This is a genomic window from Streptomyces sp. NPDC002817, assembly GCF_053592055.1.
In genome coordinates, this window is record NZ_JBSFUY010000038.1 from 57749 (window position 1) to 73860 (window position 16112).

Below are 16112 nucleotides of genomic sequence, written 5' to 3' on the forward strand. Positions count from 1 at the left end.
GAGTGACTTATTGCGCCATTTGCCAGAAAAGTCTATGCCTGGCCTTTACTCTGAATTACGATTCGTTTACCGAGCGTTGATGCATCCCGCCGCTGCACGCCGTGACCCACGGCCGCGACCCGACCCCCCGCCATGGCGGGGGACCACCTGTTCCGCGACCGCGCTGCCCCGGAGGAGACGGGAACTATGTCCGCCTGCGTCCCCACCCGCGCCACCGATTCGAGTCGGACCAAGCGCATCCACCGACCCCACAGCCCACCGCCGTCCCGGCCCCGCCGCTTCCGCGTCGCGGGCGCCGACGTGTCGGCCTCGATCGCGGTCTTCCTGATCGCCCTGCCCCTGTCCCTCGGCATCGCCCTCGCCACCGGCGCGCCCCTCCAGGCCGGCCTCGTCGCCGCCGCCGTGGGAGGACTCGTCGCCGGCTGGCTCGGCGGCTCCCCGCTCCAGGTGAGCGGTCCCGCGGCCGGACTCACGGTCGTCACCGCCGACCTGATCCACCGCTACGGCTGGCGTACGACCTGCGCCATCACGGTCCTCGCGGGCCTCGCCCAACTGGGCCTGGGCTGCCTGCGCGTGGCGCGCAGCGCGCTCGCCGTCAGCCCCGCCATCGTGCACGGCATGCTCGCCGGTATCGGCGTCACCATCGCCGTCGCCCAGCTGCACATCGTCCTCGGCGGCACCCCGCAGAGCTCCGTCCTGGCCAACCTCCAGTCGCTGCCCGCCCAGTTGGCCCAGGTGCGTCCCGCCGCCGTGTCCGTGAGCGCGCTGACCCTGGCCCTGCTGCTGCTCTGGCCCCGCATCCCCGGCCGGACCGGCCGTCTGCTGCGCAAGATCCCGGCCGCGCTCGTCGCCGTCGCCGGGGCCAGCGCGACCGCCGCGCTCGCCGGGCTGACGCTGCCCAGGGTCGACCTGCCCTCGTGGAGCAGCCACGCCCTCGCCGGACTCCCCGAAGGTCCCGTGCTCGGCCTGGTCGCCGCCGTGCTGACCACCACGCTGGTGTGCAGCGTGCAGTCGCTGCTCGGCGCGGTCGCCGTGGACAAGATGGCCGCCGGCCGTCCCGGACTGACCGCCCGCGTCAGACGCTCCAGGCTGGACCGTGAACTGCTCGGCCAGGGCGCCGCCAACATCGTCTCCGGGTCGCTCGGCGGGCTCCCGGTCGCCGGTGTCGCCGTGCGCAGTGCGGCGAATGTGCACGCGGGAGCCGTGAGCCGGAACTCCACGATGCTGCACGGCGTTCTCGTAGTGATCGCCGCGCTGCTGATGGTCCCGGTGCTCGAGCTCATCCCGCTCGCCTCGCTCGCCGCCCTGGTGATGGCCGTCGGCATCCAGATGGTGTCCCTGCACCACATCCGCACGGTGACCCGCCACCGAGAGGTCCTGGTCTACGCCGTCACCACCCTCGGCGTGGTGTTCCTCGGTGTCCTGGAGGGCGTCGTGCTCGGCATCGCCGTGGCCGTCGCCGTCGCCCTGCACCGCCTCGCCCGCACCCGCATCACCCACGACGAGCAGGAAGGAGTCCATCACGTCCACGTACGAGGGCAGTTGACGTTCCTCGCCGTACCCCGCCTCAGCCGGGCGCTGCATCTCGTGCCCCAAGGCGCCCAGGTCGTCGTCGAGCTGGACGGCTCGTTCATGGACCACGCGGCGTTCGAGGCACTGCAGGACTGGCAGAACACGCACACCGCGCAGGGCGGCACCGTCGAGCTGACCGGCCGCCGCGCCGGGGTCCGGATCGCCGAGCCGGGAGATGTCCCCGACGCTCACACCGCCCTCGGGGTCGGGAGCGGAAGCGGGGCCGGCGCCGGGTTCACCGATCGCACCGCCTCGGCGGGTTGCCGCTGCCGCCCCTGGACGCCCTGGCGCAACCACCAGTGCGAGGACCCGCGGTCCGCGCCCCGGCCCGGCGGGCACCCGAGCGACTCCGAGGGCCTCGTCAAGACGGGCAGGACCGGTCCGTCCAGTCCCAGCGGGCATGAACTGGCGCGCGGCATCAGCGCGTTCCAGCGCAACACCGCCCCGCTGGTGCGGGGCGAGCTGGCCCGGCTGGCCCGTGAGGGGCAGCGCCCGGCGCAGCTCTTCCTCACCTGTGCCGACTCACGGCTGGTCACCTCGATGATCACCTCCAGTGGCCCGGGCGACCTGTTCGTGGTGCGCAATGTGGGCAACCTGGTTCCGATGCCCGGCGAGGAGAGCGGCGACGACTCGGTGGCGGCCGCGATCGAGTACGCGGTGGACGTACTGAAGGTGCGGTCCATCACGGTGTGCGGGCACTCGGGGTGCGGAGCCATGCAGGCGCTGCTCAACTCCGAGCCCGGGGGCGCGCAGACGCCGCTCAAGCGGTGGCTGCGGCACGGGCTGCCGAGCCTGGAGCGCATGGCCGACGACAGCCGTCCATGGGCCCGCCTCGCCGGACGGGCGCCCGCGGACGCGGTCGAGCAGCTGTCTCTCACCAACGTGGTCCAGCAGCTGGAGCATCTGAGCGCGCACGATTCGGTGGTGCGGGCGCTGCGGAAGCGGGAGTTGGAGCTGCACGGGATGTACTTCCACGTGGGCGAGGCGCAGGCGTATCTGCTCACCGGGGTGAGCGGGGACGAGCTGTTCGACCATGTGGAGGCGGCGGATCTGTCGGCGTGACGGAGGGGCGGGCGGCCCCGGTTCCCGTGGCCGCCCGCCCCGTACGGGTCATCGCCCGACGGACGAGGGGGAGGCCGTCACCTCCAAGAAGTCCTTGGTGGTCTCCGTCTGCACGCAGGGCTCGATCTTGCCCTTGACCGCGTAGAAGGCCAGGGCCCACGTCTTGCCGCCGGTGTCCTCGTGGTTCTCGAAGGCCACGGAGTCACCACGATGGAGCGTGATCCTCCACGCCTCCCCGGGGTGGACGGGCTTGCCCGCCGGGAGCTGTTCACCGCGGGGCTGCCGGCACACGTGGCGGGCGTCGAGGTTCTGGATGTCCACGTGGATGCCGTTCGGGCGCAGCCGCTCGGCGAGCTCGTGCTGGGACTCGAGCGTCGGCTCCAGGTCCTTGAGGGTGAGCGTGACGCTGCCGTCGCCGTTGTGCTCCACCGCGTACGCCGGTGAGTCGGCCGGCGAGCCCGGCACCAGCACCACCGCGAGCGCGGCCACCGCACAGGCCGCTGCGGCGAGGGCGAGCCGACGGCCCGTGAACACGCGGCGCGGCGCGGCGGGCACCGAGGAGTCGGCCTCCCGTCGCTCGATCTCGCCCTGCAACTCGGCCAGCAGCCGGTCCTCGAACGTCGTCTTCATCGTCATGCCTCTCCCCCGGTGACACAAGAAAGTGATGTCCCCCGCAGATCCGCACCCGGCGAATCCGCCGCCCCGCGCAGCGACTTGCGCGCCCGGTGCAGCCGTACCCGTGCCGCGACCTGGCTGATTCCCAGCGCGGTGGCGGCCTCCGCGACCGTGAGCTGGTCGACCGCGACCAGCTCCAGGACGGCTCGCTCCCCCGCGGGGAGCCGTTCCAGAGCGGCGAGGGCACGGCGGCCCGGGCTCTCCGCGTCGAGCTTGTCCTCGAGGCGGGCGATGTCGTCGGGCTCCAGGAGCCGGCGGCCCGAGATACGGCGGTCGCGTGCGGTCTCGCGGGCCACGCGCCGGCGTTCCGAGGAGACGACGTTGCGGGCGATGCCGTAGAGCCATGCCGTCTCGCTGCCCCGGCCGGGGCGGTAGGTGTGGGCGGAGTCCAGGACCGCCAGGAAGATCTCGGCGGTCAGGTCGGCCACGGTGTGCGGATCCGCGACACGCCGGGCCACGAAAGACGTCATGGTGTCCGCATGGCGCCGGTAGAACTCTTCGAAGAGCTGTGGGTCGCGAGCCGCCGCAGCCGGCCCGCCCCGTATCCCTTCCACTCGGTCTCCCCTCGTCGTCGATGGCGCTTCACCCGTACTTGGGCGGGAGTGTGAAAGGCGTTACAGGACATGAACTCTGCCTGGTCGGCGTACGTGGGTACGGATGACGCCGGCTGCCGGACCCGGCACCCACAGGTCTAAACCAATTTTCCATCGGCCCTTGTCAGCGCACCCTCCGGTCTGATGAGCTGTGGCCTGGGACACAACGGCCGCCCCGGCAAAACATCGCAAGGGAGATGTCGTGAGCAACGAAAGCCTGGCCAACCTGCTCAAGGAAGAGCGCAGGTTCGCGCCGCCCGCAGACCTGGCAGCGAACGCCAATGTCACGGCGGAGGCGTACGAGCAGGCCAAGGCTGACCGGCTCGGTTTCTGGGCCGAGCAGGCCCGCCGACTGAGCTGGGCCACCGAGCCGACGGAGACGCTGGACTGGTCGAACCCGCCGTTCGCCAAGTGGTTCAAGGACGGCGAGCTCAATGTCGCGTACAACTGCGTCGACCGGCATGTCGAGGCGGGGAACGGCGACCGGGTCGCCATCCACTTCGAGGGCGAGCCCGGCGACAGCCGCGTGATCACCTACGCCGAGCTGAAGGACGAGGTCTCCAAGGCCGCGAACGCCCTGCTGGAGCTGGGGGTTCAGAAGGGCGACCGGGTCGCCGTCTACATGCCGATGATCCCGGAGACGGCCGTCGCGATGCTGGCCTGCGCCCGCATCGGCGCCGCGCACTCCGTCGTCTTCGGCGGCTTCTCCGCGGACGCGCTCGCCACGCGTATCCAGGACGCCGACGCCAAGGTCGTCATCACCTCCGACGGTGGCTACCGCCGCGGCAAGCCGTCGGCGCTCAAGCCGGCCGTCGACGAGGCCGCCGACAAGGCGGGCAATGTCGAACACGTGCTCGTGGTCCGCCGTACCGGCCAGGACGTCGCCTGGAACGACAGCCGTGACGTCTGGTGGCACGAGATCGTCGACCGGCAGTCCGCCGAGCACGCCCCCGAGGCCTTCGGCGCCGAGCAGCCGCTCTTCATCCTCTACACGTCGGGTACGACGGGTAAGCCGAAGGGCATCCTGCACACCTCCGGCGGCTACCTCACCCAGACCGCGTACACCCACCACGCCGTCTTCGACCTCAAGCCGGAGACCGACGTCTACTGGTGCACGGCCGACGTCGGCTGGGTCACCGGGCACTCGTACATCGTCTACGGGCCGCTCGCCAACGGCGCCACCCAGGTCATGTACGAGGGCACGCCGGACACCCCGCACCAGGGCCGGTTCTGGGAGATCATCCAGAAGTACGGGGTCACCATCCTGTACACGGCGCCCACCGCCATCCGTACGTTCATGAAGTGGGGCGACGACATCCCCGCGAAGTTCGACCTGTCGTCGTTGCGCGTCCTCGGTTCCGTGGGTGAGCCCATCAACCCCGAGGCATGGATCTGGTACCGCAAGCACATCGGTGCCGACCGGACGCCGATCGTCGACACCTGGTGGCAGACCGAGACCGGCGCGATGATGATCTCGCCGCTGCCCGGTGTCACCGAGACCAAGCCGGGCTCCGCGCAGACCCCGCTGCCCGGCATCGCCGCGACCGTCGTCGACGACGAGGCTCAGGAAGTTCCCAACGGCGGTGGCGGATACCTCGTCCTCACCGAGCCGTGGCCCTCCATGCTGCGCACCATCTGGGGCGACGACCAGCGGTTCCTCGACACGTACTGGTCGCGCTTCGAGGGCAGGTACTTCGCCGGTGACGGGGCGAAGAAGGACGACGACGGGGACATCTGGCTCCTCGGGCGCGTGGACGACGTCATGCTCGTCTCCGGGCACAACATCTCCACGACGGAGGTCGAGTCGGCGCTCGTCTCGCACCCCTCCGTCGCCGAGGCCGCCGTCGTCGGTGCCGCCGACGAGACCACCGGTCAGGCCATCGTCGCCTTCGTGATCCTGCGCGGTACGGCGAACGCCGAGGACGAGAACCTCGTCAACGACCTGCGCAACCACGTCGGCGCCACCCTCGGCCCGATCGCCAAGCCCAAGCGGGTCCTCCCGGTGGCCGAGCTGCCCAAGACCCGCTCCGGCAAGATCATGCGCCGCCTGCTGCGGGACGTCGCCGAGAACCGTCAGCTGGGAGACGTCACCACCCTGACCGACTCCACGGTCATGGACCTCATCCAGGCGAAGCTGCCGGCCGCGCCCAGCGAGGACTGAGCCACCGAGCCCGCCAGAAGGGGCGCCCGGCGCGAGAACGCGCCGGGCGCCCCTTTTAGGTAAACTAAGGAAAACAAGCGTGACCCCATAGGTGTGCCGGGAAGTCTGGTCGGCGAGCAGCTCCGCCCTACCCACCGACCGGAGGTCCACCGATGGCCGCGCCCCGCACCACCCCCACCCGCAAGGTCCTCGGACGGCTCTCCCTGCCGGAACGGACCTTCGTGGCGGACGCGCTGCGCACCGAGACCGTCGGCGGTGTCCTGCTCCTCGTCGCCGCGGTCGCCGCGCTGATCTGGGTGAACGTCCCGGCGCTGCACGACAGCTACGAGAGCGTCAGCCACTTCCACCTCGGCCCCGAGGCTCTCGGCCTGAACCTCTCGATCGCGCACTGGGCGGCCGACGGACTCCTCGCGATCTTCTTCTTCGTCGCCGGCATCGAACTCAAGCGCGAGCTGGTCGCCGGTGACCTCAAGGACCCCAAGGCGGCCGCGCTGCCGGTCGTCGCGGCCCTGTGCGGCATGGCCGTACCAGCCCTCGTCTACGTCCTGACCAACCTCACCGGCGGCGGCTCGCTCGACGGCTGGGCGGTCCCGACCGCGACCGACATCGCCTTCGCCCTCGCCGTGCTCGCGGTCATCGGCACCTCCCTCCCCAGCTCGCTGCGCGCCTTCCTGCTCACCCTCGCCGTCGTCGACGACCTCTTCGCGATCCTGATCATCGCGGTGTTCTTCACCGCGGACATCGACTTCGCCGCCCTGGGCGGCGCGGTGATCGGTCTGGTCGTCTTCTGGCTGCTGCTGCGCAAGGGCGTACGCGGCTGGTACGTGTACGTGCCGCTCGCGCTCGTCATCTGGGGCCTGATGTACAACAGCGGTGTGCACGCCACCATCGCGGGCGTCGCGATGGGCCTGATGCTGCGCTGCACCGCTCGCGAGGGCGAGGAGCACTCGCCCGGCGAGCACATCGAGCATCTCGTACGTCCACTCTCGGCGGGGTTGGCCGTACCGCTGTTCGCCCTGTTCAGCGCCGGTGTCTCCGTGTCCGGCGGCGCGCTCGGCGATGTGTTCACCAAGCCCGAGACGCTCGGCGTGGTCCTCGGTCTCGTCGTCGGCAAGGCGCTCGGCATCTTCGGCGGGACCTGGCTGACGGCACGCTTCACCCGCGCCTCGCTCAGCGACGACCTGGAGTGGGCGGACGTCTTCGCGGTCGCCACCCTGGCCGGCATCGGCTTCACGGTGTCGCTGCTCATCGGTGAGCTGGCCTTCGACGGGGACGCGGCGCTCACGGGCGAGGTCAAGGCGGCCGTGCTGACGGGCTCGCTCATCGCTGCGGCCCTCGCCACCGTGCTGCTGAAGATCCGGAACGCCAAGTACCGCCGGATGGTCGAGGCCGAGGAGCGCGACGACGACCTCGACGGCATCCCGGACATCTACGAGGAGGACGACCCGGCGTACCACCTCCGTATGGCCGCCATCCATGAGAGCAAGGCCGCCGAGCACCGCAGGATCGCCGAACTCAAGGCAGCCGAGCGAACAGGGCTTGCCGAAGTGGCGGGCGGGGCAGGCGAGGAGGACGACCGTCGGGCATGATCTGACGGGACGGTACAAAAGACTTTCCGGCCCAGGACTTCCCAGTCGGGCACACGGCAGATTCAGGGAGAACGCGATGAGCGCACCCGACGGCAGCCCGGTCGGCGCCGAACGCAGCATCGGCCAGTTGTTCGCCTCGGCGACGACCGAGATGTCCGCGCTGGTGCACGACGAGATCGCGCTGGCCAAGGCGCAGCTCAAGCGGGACGTGAAGCGCGGCGCGACGAGCGGCGGCGCGTTCATGGTGGCGGGCGGGGTGCTGGTGTTCTCCCTGCCGATGCTGAACTTCGCCCTGGCGTACGGCATCCGTACCTGGAGCGACTGGAACATGGCGGTCTGCTTCCTGCTGTCCTTCGCGGCGAACGTGCTCATCGCGGGCCTGCTGGCGCTGATCGGCGTGGTCTTCGCGAAGAAGGCGAAGAAGGGCGGCGGCGCGCAGAAGACCGCCGCGTCGATGAAGGAGTCGGCGAGCGTCCTGCAGAAGGCCAAGCCGCATCCGCGGCCGGAGCTGACGCAGGACCGTGTCCCGGAGGCCATCGAAGCTGTGGCACGCTCGTCGTCATGACGGACCCCGCCACACCTGCCTCAGTAGTACGACCGGACGGCCCCTGGACCCATCGCGAGGTCGCCGCCAACGGCGCCCGCTTCCATATCGCCGAGATGGGCGACGGCCCGCTGGTCCTGCTGCTGCACGGCTTCCCGCAGTTCTGGTGGACGTGGCGGCACCAGCTGCCCGCGCTCGCCGACGCCGGGTTCCGGGCCGTCGCCATGGACCTCAGGGGCGTCGGCGGCAGTGACCGCACCCCGCGCGGCTACGACCCGGCCAACCTCGCCCTCGACATCACCGGCGTGATCCGCTCCCTGGGCGAGCCGGACGCCGCGCTGGTCGGCCATGACCTGGGCGGCTATCTGGCGTGGACGGCGGCCGCGATGCGTCCGAAGCTCGTACGGCGGCTCGCGGTGGCCTCGATGCCCCATCCGCGGCGCTGGCGCTCGGCGATGCTCTCGGACGTCAAGCAGACGCGCGCCGGTTCCTACATCTGGGGGTTTCAGCGCCCCTGGATCCCGGAGCGGCAACTCACCGCGGACGACGGCGCGCTGGTCGCCCGGCTGATGCGGGACTGGTCGGGGCCGGTCCTGCCGGACGACGACGCGGTGGAGACGTACCGCCGTGCGATGTGCATCCCGTCGACGGCGCACTGCTCGATCGAGCCGTACCGCTGGATGGTGCGCTCCCTGGCCCGCCCCGACGGCATCCAGTTCAACCGCCGTATGAAGCGGCCGGTGCGGGTGCCGACGCTGCATCTGCACGGCTCGCTGGACCCGGTGCTGCGGACGCGGAGCGCGGCCGGATCCGGCGAGTACGTCGAAGCGCCGTACCGCTGGCGGCTGTTCGACGGACTGGGGCATTTTCCGCACGAGGAAGACCCTGTCGCCTTCTCGACAGAACTGATCAATTGGCTGAAGGATCCCGAGCCCGATCGGTGACCGTGTGGACGCGCCCGGTATCCGGATCTGAACACCTGTCCGACGAACAGCCACTTGCCCGGCGCATAGGCCAATTGGGGGCCCTGGGGGCGGTTATCGACCTTGGGGCAGGGGCACACGTCGGGGTATGGGCTGGACGCACGACTACAGTGACGCAGCACGCAATCGCCGCTCGGGCCATGGTCTGAGCCCCCACCAGCGAGGAGGGGCCCCGCAGATGCAGGGCACGGACCTCCGGGTGGGCATTCCGCACATCCTGCGCCGCCGGGCCCGCTGGGTCTCGGTACGGCTGCGTCACCCTCGAGGCTGACGCACCCCACACCTCACAACGCGCAGCTGTCGCTGTCCACCTGCTGGTTCGCGGTGCGCCCCTTGGCGATGTCCTCCTGGATCTCGTCCGCGGTCAGCGCGTATCCGGTCTCGGCGTTGTCCAGGGACTTCGCGAACACCACGCCGTACACCTCGCCTTCGGCGGTGAGCAGCGGGCCGCCGGAGTTGCCCTGGCGGACGGTCGCGTAGAGGGAGTACACATCGCGGTGCACGGTGCCGCGGTGGTAGATGTCCGGTCCGTTGGCCGGGATGCGTCCGCGCACGCGCGCGGCCCGGACGTCGTACGCGCCGTTCTCCGGGAAGCCCGCGATGATCGCGTCGTCGCCGCTCTTGGCGTCCGTCGACGTGAACTTGAGGGCGGGCGCCTTGAGATCCGGTACGTCGAGCACGGCGATGTCGCGCTCCCAGTCGTACAGGACGACCGTCGCGTCGTACTTCCTGCCCTCGCCGCCGATCTGGACGGTGGGTTCGTCGACGCCGCCCACGACATGCGCGTTGGTCATGACGCGGCGCTCGCCGAAGACGAAGCCGGTGCCTTCGAGGACCTTGCCGCAACTCTGGGCGGTACCCATGACCTTGACGATGGACTGCTTGGCGCGGGTGGCGACCGGGCTGTTGGCGAGCGCCGGGTCGGGCGGCTGGACCTCGTTGATCGGCTCGTTGGAGAACGGGCTGAAGACCTGCGGGAAGCCGTTCTGCGCGAGGACCGAGGAGAAGTCCGCGAACCAGGTGTTGGCCTGGTCGGGCAGGGCCCGCGCGACGCCGAGGAGGACCTTGGAGTTACGGACCTCCTTGCCCAGGGTCGGCAGGGTGGTGCCGGCGAGGGCGGAGCCGATCAGCCACGCCACGAGGAGCATCGCGACGACGTTGACGAGAGCGCCGCCGGTGGCGTCCAGGGCGCGGGCCGGGGACCAGGTGATGTACCGGCGGAGCTTGTTGCCGAGGTGGGTGGTCAGGGCCTGGCCGACGGAGGCGCAGACGATGACGACGACGACCGCGACGACGGCGGCGGTCGTGCTGACCTCCGAGTTGTCGGTGAGGGCGTCCCAGACGACGGGCAGCACGTAGACGGCGACAAGACCACCGCCCATGAAGCCGATCACCGACAGGATGCCGACGACGAAGCCCTGGCGGTAGCCGACGATCGCGAACCACACGGCGGCGACCAGCAACAGGATGTCCAGCACGTTCACCGGTTCAGGCCTCGCCTCATCACACGACACAACACGGCAGACACCCTGTCATGACCGCCAGTCGAGCGGGACCTGCTTCTCCCGGTCCCAGGGGTGCTCCCATCCCGAGAAGTGCAGCAGGCGGTCGATGATTCCGGCCGTGAAGCCCCAGACCAGGGCCGATTCGACCAGGAATGCCGGGCCTCGGTGGCCGCTGGGGTGGACGGTTGTGGCCCGGTTGTCGGGATTCGTGAGATCCGCCACGGGAACGGTGAAGACTCTCGCCGTCTCGTTCGGATCCACGACTCCGACCGGGGTCGGCTCGCGCCACCAGCCCAGCACCGAGGTCACGACGAAGCCGCTGACCGGGATGTAGAGCTTGGGCAGCACGCCGAAGAGCTGCACGCCCGCCGGGTCGAGCCCGGTCTCCTCCTCGGCCTCACGCAGGGCGGCCCTGAGCGGCCCGTCGGCCTTCGGGTCGCCGTCCTCGGGGTCGAGGGCACCGCCGGGGAAGGAGGGCTGCCCGGCATGGGACCGCAGCGAGCTGGCCCGCTCCATGAGCAGCAGCTCGGGTCCGCGCTCCCCCTCGCCGAACAGGATCAGCACGGCCGACTGCCGCCCCGCCCCGTTCGCCGGCGGCAAAAACCGGCTCAGCTGCACCGGCTCGACCGTCTCCACCGCCTGCACCACCGGGTCCAGCCACTGCGGCAGACCCTCCTTGCTGAGCGCCACGCCCTGTGCATTGCTCGCGCGCGTCATCGCCACCCCCGTCCTTGCGAGTCCAACGCCCGGCCGACCCGAGATCGTTCCTGAAGCCGCGCCGGCCGGCCCGTGCCCCTGGTGCCGCCCCTCATCCGGCCCCCAGCGGCGGCGCCGCCTTCCCGCCCGCGTCCAGGTAGGCCTGCGGAGGGTTGAGCCGCTGCCCCGGGAAGCCGCCCTTCTCGTACTTGAGGAGCTTCCTCGCCTTCTCCGGGTCCGTCTCGCCCTCGCCGAACGCCGGGCAGAGCGGGGCGATGGGGCAGGCGCCGCACGCGGGCTTGCGGGCGTGGCAGATGCGGCGGCCGTGCCAGATGACGTGGTGCGAGAGGTCCGTCCAGTCGCTCTTGGGGAACAGCGCGCCGATCGCGGCCTCGATCTTGTCGGGGTCGGTCTCGGCGGTCCACTGCCAGCGCCGCACCAACCGCTGGAAGTGCGTGTCCACGGTGATGCCGGGCCGCCCGAAGGCGTTGCCCAGGACGACGAACGCCGTCTTGCGGCCTACGCCGGGCAGCTTGACGAGGTCCTCGAGGCGGCCCGGGACCTCACCGCCGAACTGCTCCGTCAGCACCTTCGACAGCCCTATGACCGACTTGGTCTTGGCCCGGAAGAAGCCGGTCGGACGGAGGATCTCCTCGACCTCCTCGGGGTTGGCGGCGGCCAGGTCCTCGGGGGTCGGGTACTTGGCGAAGAGCGCGGGAGTCGTCTGATTGACCCTCAGGTCGGTCGTCTGGGCGGACAGCACCGTGGCGACCACGAGTTGGAAGGGGTTCTCGAAGTCCAGCTCCGGGTGGGCGTACGGAAACACCTCGGCCAGTTCGCGGTTGATCCGGCGGGCCCGGCGCACCAGCGCGGCGGGCGACTCGGCCTTCGCCGGCTTGACGGCGACGGTCTTGGCCGGAGCCTTTCTCGCCACGGCCTTCTTCACGGGGACCTTCTTCTCGGCCGCCTGCTTCACCACCGCCGGAGCCTTCTTCACCGCAGCCTTCTTTGTCACTTTTGCCGTTTTCTTTCCGCCACCAGGGTCCTGTTCGCCCACAGCGGAATCTCGACGTGCAGCCACCCGCCCAGCCCCCTTGGCCTGTGCTCTCACCGGCGTTTTGGACACCCGGCCAGCCTAAAGCCCGGCACCGACAATCGCCCCGGACCCGGGAGATCGGCCCCCGATTGGACCCCTGCCGCTTACCTCGGGACACCTGTGCGGCATCCTTGTGACAGATCACACTGTTTGGACCGTCCGGCAAAATGGGGAACACGGTCCCCTGGTACCAAGGGGGAGCAAGATCCCCTGAGCAGGTCGACAAGGAGAGAACTCGTGGACGACGTTCTGCGGCGCAACCCGCTCTTCGCGGCGCTCGATGACGAGCAGTCCGCGGAGCTCCGCGCCTCCATGAGTGAGGTGACCCTCGCGCGTGGCGACTCCCTGTTCCATGAGGGCGACCCGGGCGACCGGCTCTACGTCGTCACCGAGGGCAAGGTCAAACTCCACCGCACCTCCCCCGACGGCCGCGAGAACATGCTCGCCGTCGTCGGCCCCGGCGAGCTGATCGGCGAGCTGTCGCTCTTCGACCCGGGCCCGCGCACGGCGACCGCCACCGCGCTGACCGAGGTCAAGCTGCTCGGCCTCGGCCACGGCGACCTCCAGCCCTGGCTGAACGTCCGCCCCGAGGTGGCCACCGCACTGCTGCGCGCCGTCGCCCGTCGGCTGCGCAAGACCAACGACCAGATGTCCGACCTGGTCTTCTCGGACGTCCCCGGCCGCGTCGCCCGCGCGCTGCTGGACCTCTCGCGCCGCTTCGGCGTGCAGTCCGAGGAGGGCATCCACGTCGTCCACGACCTCACGCAGGAAGAGCTCGCCCAGCTGGTCGGCGCCTCCCGTGAGACGGTCAACAAGGCCCTCGCCGACTTCGCCCAGCGCGGCTGGCTCCGCCTGGAGGCCCGCGCGGTGATCCTGCTGGACGTGGAGCGACTCGCCAAGCGCTCCCGCTGACGCCCGGTCTCGGCCGTACGACGTCGAAGGGCCCGTCTCGCTGAGAGGCGGGCCCTCGCTCGTGCGGCCGTGGGTGCTGGAGGCTGCGCCCCCAGACCCCCATTCGGCCGCGCCGTAAATCCGCCGCTCCCGCCCCCTTGTCGCGGCACAGTGAACCCATGGCCGAAACCGTTCTGCGCAAGGGTCTCGACGTCCAGGGCTACCTCGAGCGCGAAGGATCCCTCGCGCGCGTGCCGCACGCCTTCCGTCCGGTCGTCGCCGTGGCGCGGGACCGGCTGCTGGACGTGTTCGGGGCACGACTGCACAGCGCGTACCTCTACGGGTCGGTCCCGCGCGGCACCGCGCGCGTGGGCCGCAGCGACCTCGACCTGCTCGTCGCCCTGCACGAGGAACCGACGGAGGCGGACCGCGAGGCGGCCCGGGCGCTCGACACGGCGCTGGACAAGGAGTTCCCGGAGATCGACGGGGCCGGGACGCTGCTCCACAGCCGGGCGCGGCTGCTGAGCGAGGCGGAGACGTACGACCTGGGGTGGTTCGTGGCCTGCCTGTGCACCCCGCTGCTCGGCGACGACCTCGCCGAGTACCTGCCGCGCTACCGCCCCGACTCACGGCTCGCCCGCGAGACCAACGGCGACCTCGCCCTGCTGCTGCCGCGCTGGCGCGAGCGGATCTCCCGCGCGGGCGGCTCCGAGGAGGCTCTGCGCCCCCTGGTGCGCTTCATGTCCCGCCACCTCGTCCGCACCGGCTTCACCCTCGTCATGCCCCGCTGGAACGGCTGGACGAGCGATCTGACGGAGATGGCGGAGGCGTTCGGCGCGTACTACCCGGAGCGCGCCGGGCACATGCGGGCGGCGGCGGTGCGCGGATACGCGCCGCGCGGCGACCGGGACGCGCTCATGTCGTACGTCGACGATCTCGGCCCGTGGCTGGCGGAGGAGTACACGCGCGTGCACGGGGTGAAAGCGCCGCGTCCGGACTAGGCGTACGCGCGCGTGACGCGGAGGCGCCCCGCCGCGCTAGATCAGCCCGTGCTCCTCCAGGTAGTCCAGCTGCGCCCGCACCGACAGTTCCGCCGCCGGCCACAGGGACCGGTCCACGTCCGCGTACACGTGCGCCACGACCTGGCCCGGCGTCGCGTACCCGTCCTCCACGGCCGTCTCCACCTGGGCGAGCCGATGAGCACGGTGGGCGAGATAGAACTCCACCATCCCCTGCGCGTCCTCCAGGACGGGCCCATGGCCCGGGAGGACGGTGTGGACGCCGTCGTCGACCGTGAGGGACCTCAGACGCCTCAGGGAGTCCAGATAGTCGCCCAGGCGGCCGTCAGGGTGCGCCACGACCGTCGTACCGCGTCCCAGGATCGTGTCACCCGTCAGGACCGCCCGATCGGCCGGGAGATGGAAGCACAGCGAGTCCGAGGTGTGCCCCGGCGTCGGTACGACCCTCAGCTCCAGACCGCCGACCCCGACCACGTCCCCGGCGCCCAGCCCCTCGTCGCCCAGCCGCAGCGCCGGGTCCAGCGCCCGCACCTTCGTGCCCGTCAGCTCGGCGAACCGCACGGCGCCCTCGGCATGGTCCGGGTGACCGTGCGTCAGCAGGGTCAGGGCGATGCGCTTGCCGGCCTTCTCGGCGGTGTCCACGACGTTGCGCAGATGCCCCTCGTGCAGCGGCCCGGGGTCGACCACGACGGCCAGTTCGGAGTCGGGCTCGGCGAGGATCCAGGTGTTCGTGCCGTCCAGGGTCATCGCGGACGCGTTGGGCGCCAGGACGTTGACGGCCCTCGGGGTGGCGGGGCCCGAAAGCACCCCGCCCCTCGGCCGGCCGGGAAGTGCTGCGGCGTACGTCATGCGGGGGCTCCACCGGTCGGGATGTGCTTGGTGAACTCGTCGTGCCCCGGCCAGGACAGGACGATCTCGTCGTCGTCCAGGCGGGCCTTGGCCAGGACGGGGGTCAGGTCGCGGGCGGGGGCGGCCGTGAGGGCCTCGCCCGCGGTGTCGTACGACGTCAGCTGGCGCAGGGTCGCGATCGTGGGCGGCATCATCAGCAGTTCGCCCTTGTCGTACGACGCCGCCGCCTCGGCCGGTCCGATCCACACCGTGCGGTCCGCCTCCGTGGAGGCGTTGCGGGTGCGCTGGCCCTCGGGGAGGGCGGCGACGAAGAACCAGGTGTCGTAGCGGCGGGGTTCGAACTCCGGGGTGATCCAGCGGGTCCAGGCGCCCAGCAGGTCCGAGCGCAGCACAAGACCGCGGCGCTCCAGGAACTCGGCGAAACTCACGTCCCGCGCGACCAGGGCCTCGCGGTCCGCCTCCCAGTCCTCGCCCGTGGTGTCACCGACCACCGAGTCCGGGGTCGGCCCGGCGAGCAGGACGCCCGCCTCCTCGTACGTCTCGCGTACGGCCGCGCAGACGATCGCCTGGGCCTCCGCCTCGTCGACGCCGAGCCGCTCGGCCCACCACGCGCGCGTGGGGCCCGCCCAGCGGATCTGGTGGTCGTCGTCGCGGGGGTCGACGCCGCCGCCCGGATACGCGTACGCGCCTCCGGCGAAGGCCATGGAGGCGCGTCTGCGCAGCATGTGCACGACGGGGCCCGCGGTGGTGTCCTTGAGGAGCATGACCGTGGCCGCGCGCTTGGGGACGACCGGGGTGAGCGTGCCGTCGGCCAGCGCACGGATACGTTCCGGCCAGTCCTGCGGAAACCACTGCCCATTCGCCATGGGCGGAGGCT

General features: G+C 71.0%; 15 protein-coding genes. 8 read left to right on the top strand and 7 right to left on the bottom strand.

Annotation, left to right across the window (positions count from 1 at the left end; translation table 11 throughout):
• The first annotated feature begins 186 nt into the window (after positions 1-186).
• The gene (locus ACWD3I_RS41960; RefSeq protein ID WP_365410206.1) at positions 187-2634 is read left to right on the top strand and encodes a bifunctional SulP family inorganic anion transporter/carbonic anhydrase; all 2448 of its coding nucleotides are present in this window, start codon (positions 187-189) and stop codon (positions 2632-2634) included.
• A gap of 48 nt (positions 2635-2682) precedes the next feature.
• On the opposite strand, the gene ACWD3I_RS41965 is transcribed toward ACWD3I_RS41960, so the two are convergent.
• Both ACWD3I_RS41965 and ACWD3I_RS41970 read right to left on the bottom strand, forming a co-directional pair.
• Complete coding sequence (locus ACWD3I_RS41965; protein ID WP_365410203.1) at positions 2683-3270, bottom strand: hypothetical protein; 588 nt, start codon at positions 3268-3270, stop codon at positions 2683-2685.
• Positions 3267-3863 carry an RNA polymerase sigma factor gene (locus ACWD3I_RS41970; protein WP_365410200.1) on the bottom strand — a complete coding sequence of 199 codons (597 nt, stop codon included), beginning with the start codon at positions 3861-3863 and terminating at the stop codon, positions 3267-3269. Before ACWD3I_RS41970 ends, ACWD3I_RS41965 begins: the two co-directional genes overlap by 4 nt.
• A gap of 241 nt (positions 3864-4104) precedes the next feature.
• Between ACWD3I_RS41970 and acs the strand changes: the two genes are divergently transcribed.
• The 5 genes from acs (at position 4105) to ACWD3I_RS41995 (ending at position 9450) form a co-directional block, all read left to right on the top strand.
• Positions 4105-6063 carry an acetate--CoA ligase gene (acs, locus tag ACWD3I_RS41975; RefSeq protein WP_365410197.1) on the top strand — a complete coding sequence of 653 codons (1959 nt, stop codon included), beginning with the start codon at positions 4105-4107 and terminating at the stop codon, positions 6061-6063.
• 152 nt (positions 6064-6215) lie between these two features.
• The gene (gene nhaA / locus ACWD3I_RS41980; protein WP_365410194.1) at positions 6216-7652 is read left to right on the top strand and encodes a Na+/H+ antiporter NhaA; all 1437 of its coding nucleotides are present in this window, start codon (positions 6216-6218) and stop codon (positions 7650-7652) included.
• 76 nt (positions 7653-7728) lie between these two features.
• A complete protein-coding gene (locus ACWD3I_RS41985; RefSeq protein WP_365410191.1) occupies positions 7729-8217 on the top strand; it encodes a phage holin family protein in 489 nt (162 codons plus the stop codon).
• Positions 8214-9140, top strand: coding sequence for an alpha/beta fold hydrolase (locus ACWD3I_RS41990; protein WP_365410188.1), 927 nt, complete (start codon positions 8214-8216; stop codon positions 9138-9140). The genes ACWD3I_RS41985 and ACWD3I_RS41990 overlap by 4 nt, the downstream gene beginning before the upstream one ends.
• Positions 9141-9267: 127 nt before the next feature.
• Positions 9268-9450 carry a hypothetical protein gene (locus ACWD3I_RS41995; protein ID WP_095046639.1) on the top strand — a complete coding sequence of 61 codons (183 nt, stop codon included), beginning with the start codon at positions 9268-9270 and terminating at the stop codon, positions 9448-9450.
• Positions 9451-9463: 13 nt separating this feature from the next.
• On the opposite strand, the gene ACWD3I_RS42000 is transcribed toward ACWD3I_RS41995, so the two are convergent.
• From ACWD3I_RS42000 to nth, 3 genes are all read right to left on the bottom strand, one after another.
• Positions 9464-10663: a MarP family serine protease gene (locus ACWD3I_RS42000; RefSeq protein ID WP_365410185.1), complete on the bottom strand. Its 1200-nt coding sequence runs from the start codon at positions 10661-10663 to the stop codon at positions 9464-9466.
• Between the two features lie 48 nt (positions 10664-10711).
• Complete coding sequence (locus ACWD3I_RS42005) at positions 10712-11401, bottom strand: NUDIX hydrolase (protein WP_365410183.1); 690 nt, start codon at positions 11399-11401, stop codon at positions 10712-10714.
• A gap of 91 nt (positions 11402-11492) precedes the next feature.
• Positions 11493-12437: an endonuclease III gene (gene nth, locus ACWD3I_RS42010; protein ID WP_451084331.1), complete on the bottom strand. Its 945-nt coding sequence runs from the start codon at positions 12435-12437 to the stop codon at positions 11493-11495.
• 276 nt (positions 12438-12713) lie between these two features.
• Between nth and ACWD3I_RS42015 the strand changes: the two genes are divergently transcribed.
• A complete protein-coding gene (locus ACWD3I_RS42015) occupies positions 12714-13388 on the top strand; it encodes a Crp/Fnr family transcriptional regulator (protein ID WP_266824125.1) in 675 nt (224 codons plus the stop codon).
• A 158-nt stretch (positions 13389-13546) separates the two neighbouring features.
• Positions 13547-14368, top strand: coding sequence for a nucleotidyltransferase domain-containing protein (locus ACWD3I_RS42020; RefSeq protein WP_365410176.1), 822 nt, complete (start codon positions 13547-13549; stop codon positions 14366-14368).
• Positions 14369-14404: 36 nt separating this feature from the next.
• On the opposite strand, the gene ACWD3I_RS42025 is transcribed toward ACWD3I_RS42020, so the two are convergent.
• Positions 14405-15235, bottom strand: coding sequence for an MBL fold metallo-hydrolase (locus ACWD3I_RS42025; protein ID WP_365410173.1), 831 nt, complete (start codon positions 15233-15235; stop codon positions 14405-14407).
• Positions 15232-16101, bottom strand: a complete 870-nt coding sequence (locus ACWD3I_RS42030) for an NUDIX hydrolase (protein ID WP_365410170.1) — start codon at positions 16099-16101, stop codon at positions 15232-15234. The genes ACWD3I_RS42025 and ACWD3I_RS42030 overlap by 4 nt, the downstream gene beginning before the upstream one ends.
• Between the last annotated feature and the right edge of the window lie 11 nt (positions 16102-16112).

What these genes read in the sequence shown, in the direction of transcription:
- ACWD3I_RS41960 (WP_365410206.1), top strand. Translation starts at nt 187, where the DNA reads ATGTCCGCCTGCGTCCCCACCCGCGCCACCGATTCGAGTCGGACCAAG.
- ACWD3I_RS41965 (WP_365410203.1), bottom strand. Translation starts at nt 3,270, where the DNA reads ATGACGATGAAGACGACGTTCGAGGACCGGCTGCTGGCCGAGTTGCAG.
- nhaA (WP_365410194.1), top strand. Translation starts at nt 6,216, where the DNA reads ATGGCCGCGCCCCGCACCACCCCCACCCGCAAGGTCCTCGGACGGCTC.
- ACWD3I_RS41985 (WP_365410191.1), top strand. Translation starts at nt 7,729, where the DNA reads ATGAGCGCACCCGACGGCAGCCCGGTCGGCGCCGAACGCAGCATCGGC.
- ACWD3I_RS41990 (WP_365410188.1), top strand. Translation starts at nt 8,214, where the DNA reads ATGACGGACCCCGCCACACCTGCCTCAGTAGTACGACCGGACGGCCCC.
- ACWD3I_RS41995 (WP_095046639.1), top strand. Translation starts at nt 9,268, where the DNA reads ATGGGCTGGACGCACGACTACAGTGACGCAGCACGCAATCGCCGCTCG.
- ACWD3I_RS42005 (WP_365410183.1), bottom strand. Translation starts at nt 11,401, where the DNA reads ATGACGCGCGCGAGCAATGCACAGGGCGTGGCGCTCAGCAAGGAGGGT.
- ACWD3I_RS42020 (WP_365410176.1), top strand. Translation starts at nt 13,547, where the DNA reads ATGGCCGAAACCGTTCTGCGCAAGGGTCTCGACGTCCAGGGCTACCTC.
- ACWD3I_RS42025 (WP_365410173.1), bottom strand. Translation starts at nt 15,235, where the DNA reads ATGACGTACGCCGCAGCACTTCCCGGCCGGCCGAGGGGCGGGGTGCTT.
- ACWD3I_RS42030 (WP_365410170.1), bottom strand. Translation starts at nt 16,101, where the DNA reads ATGGCGAATGGGCAGTGGTTTCCGCAGGACTGGCCGGAACGTATCCGT.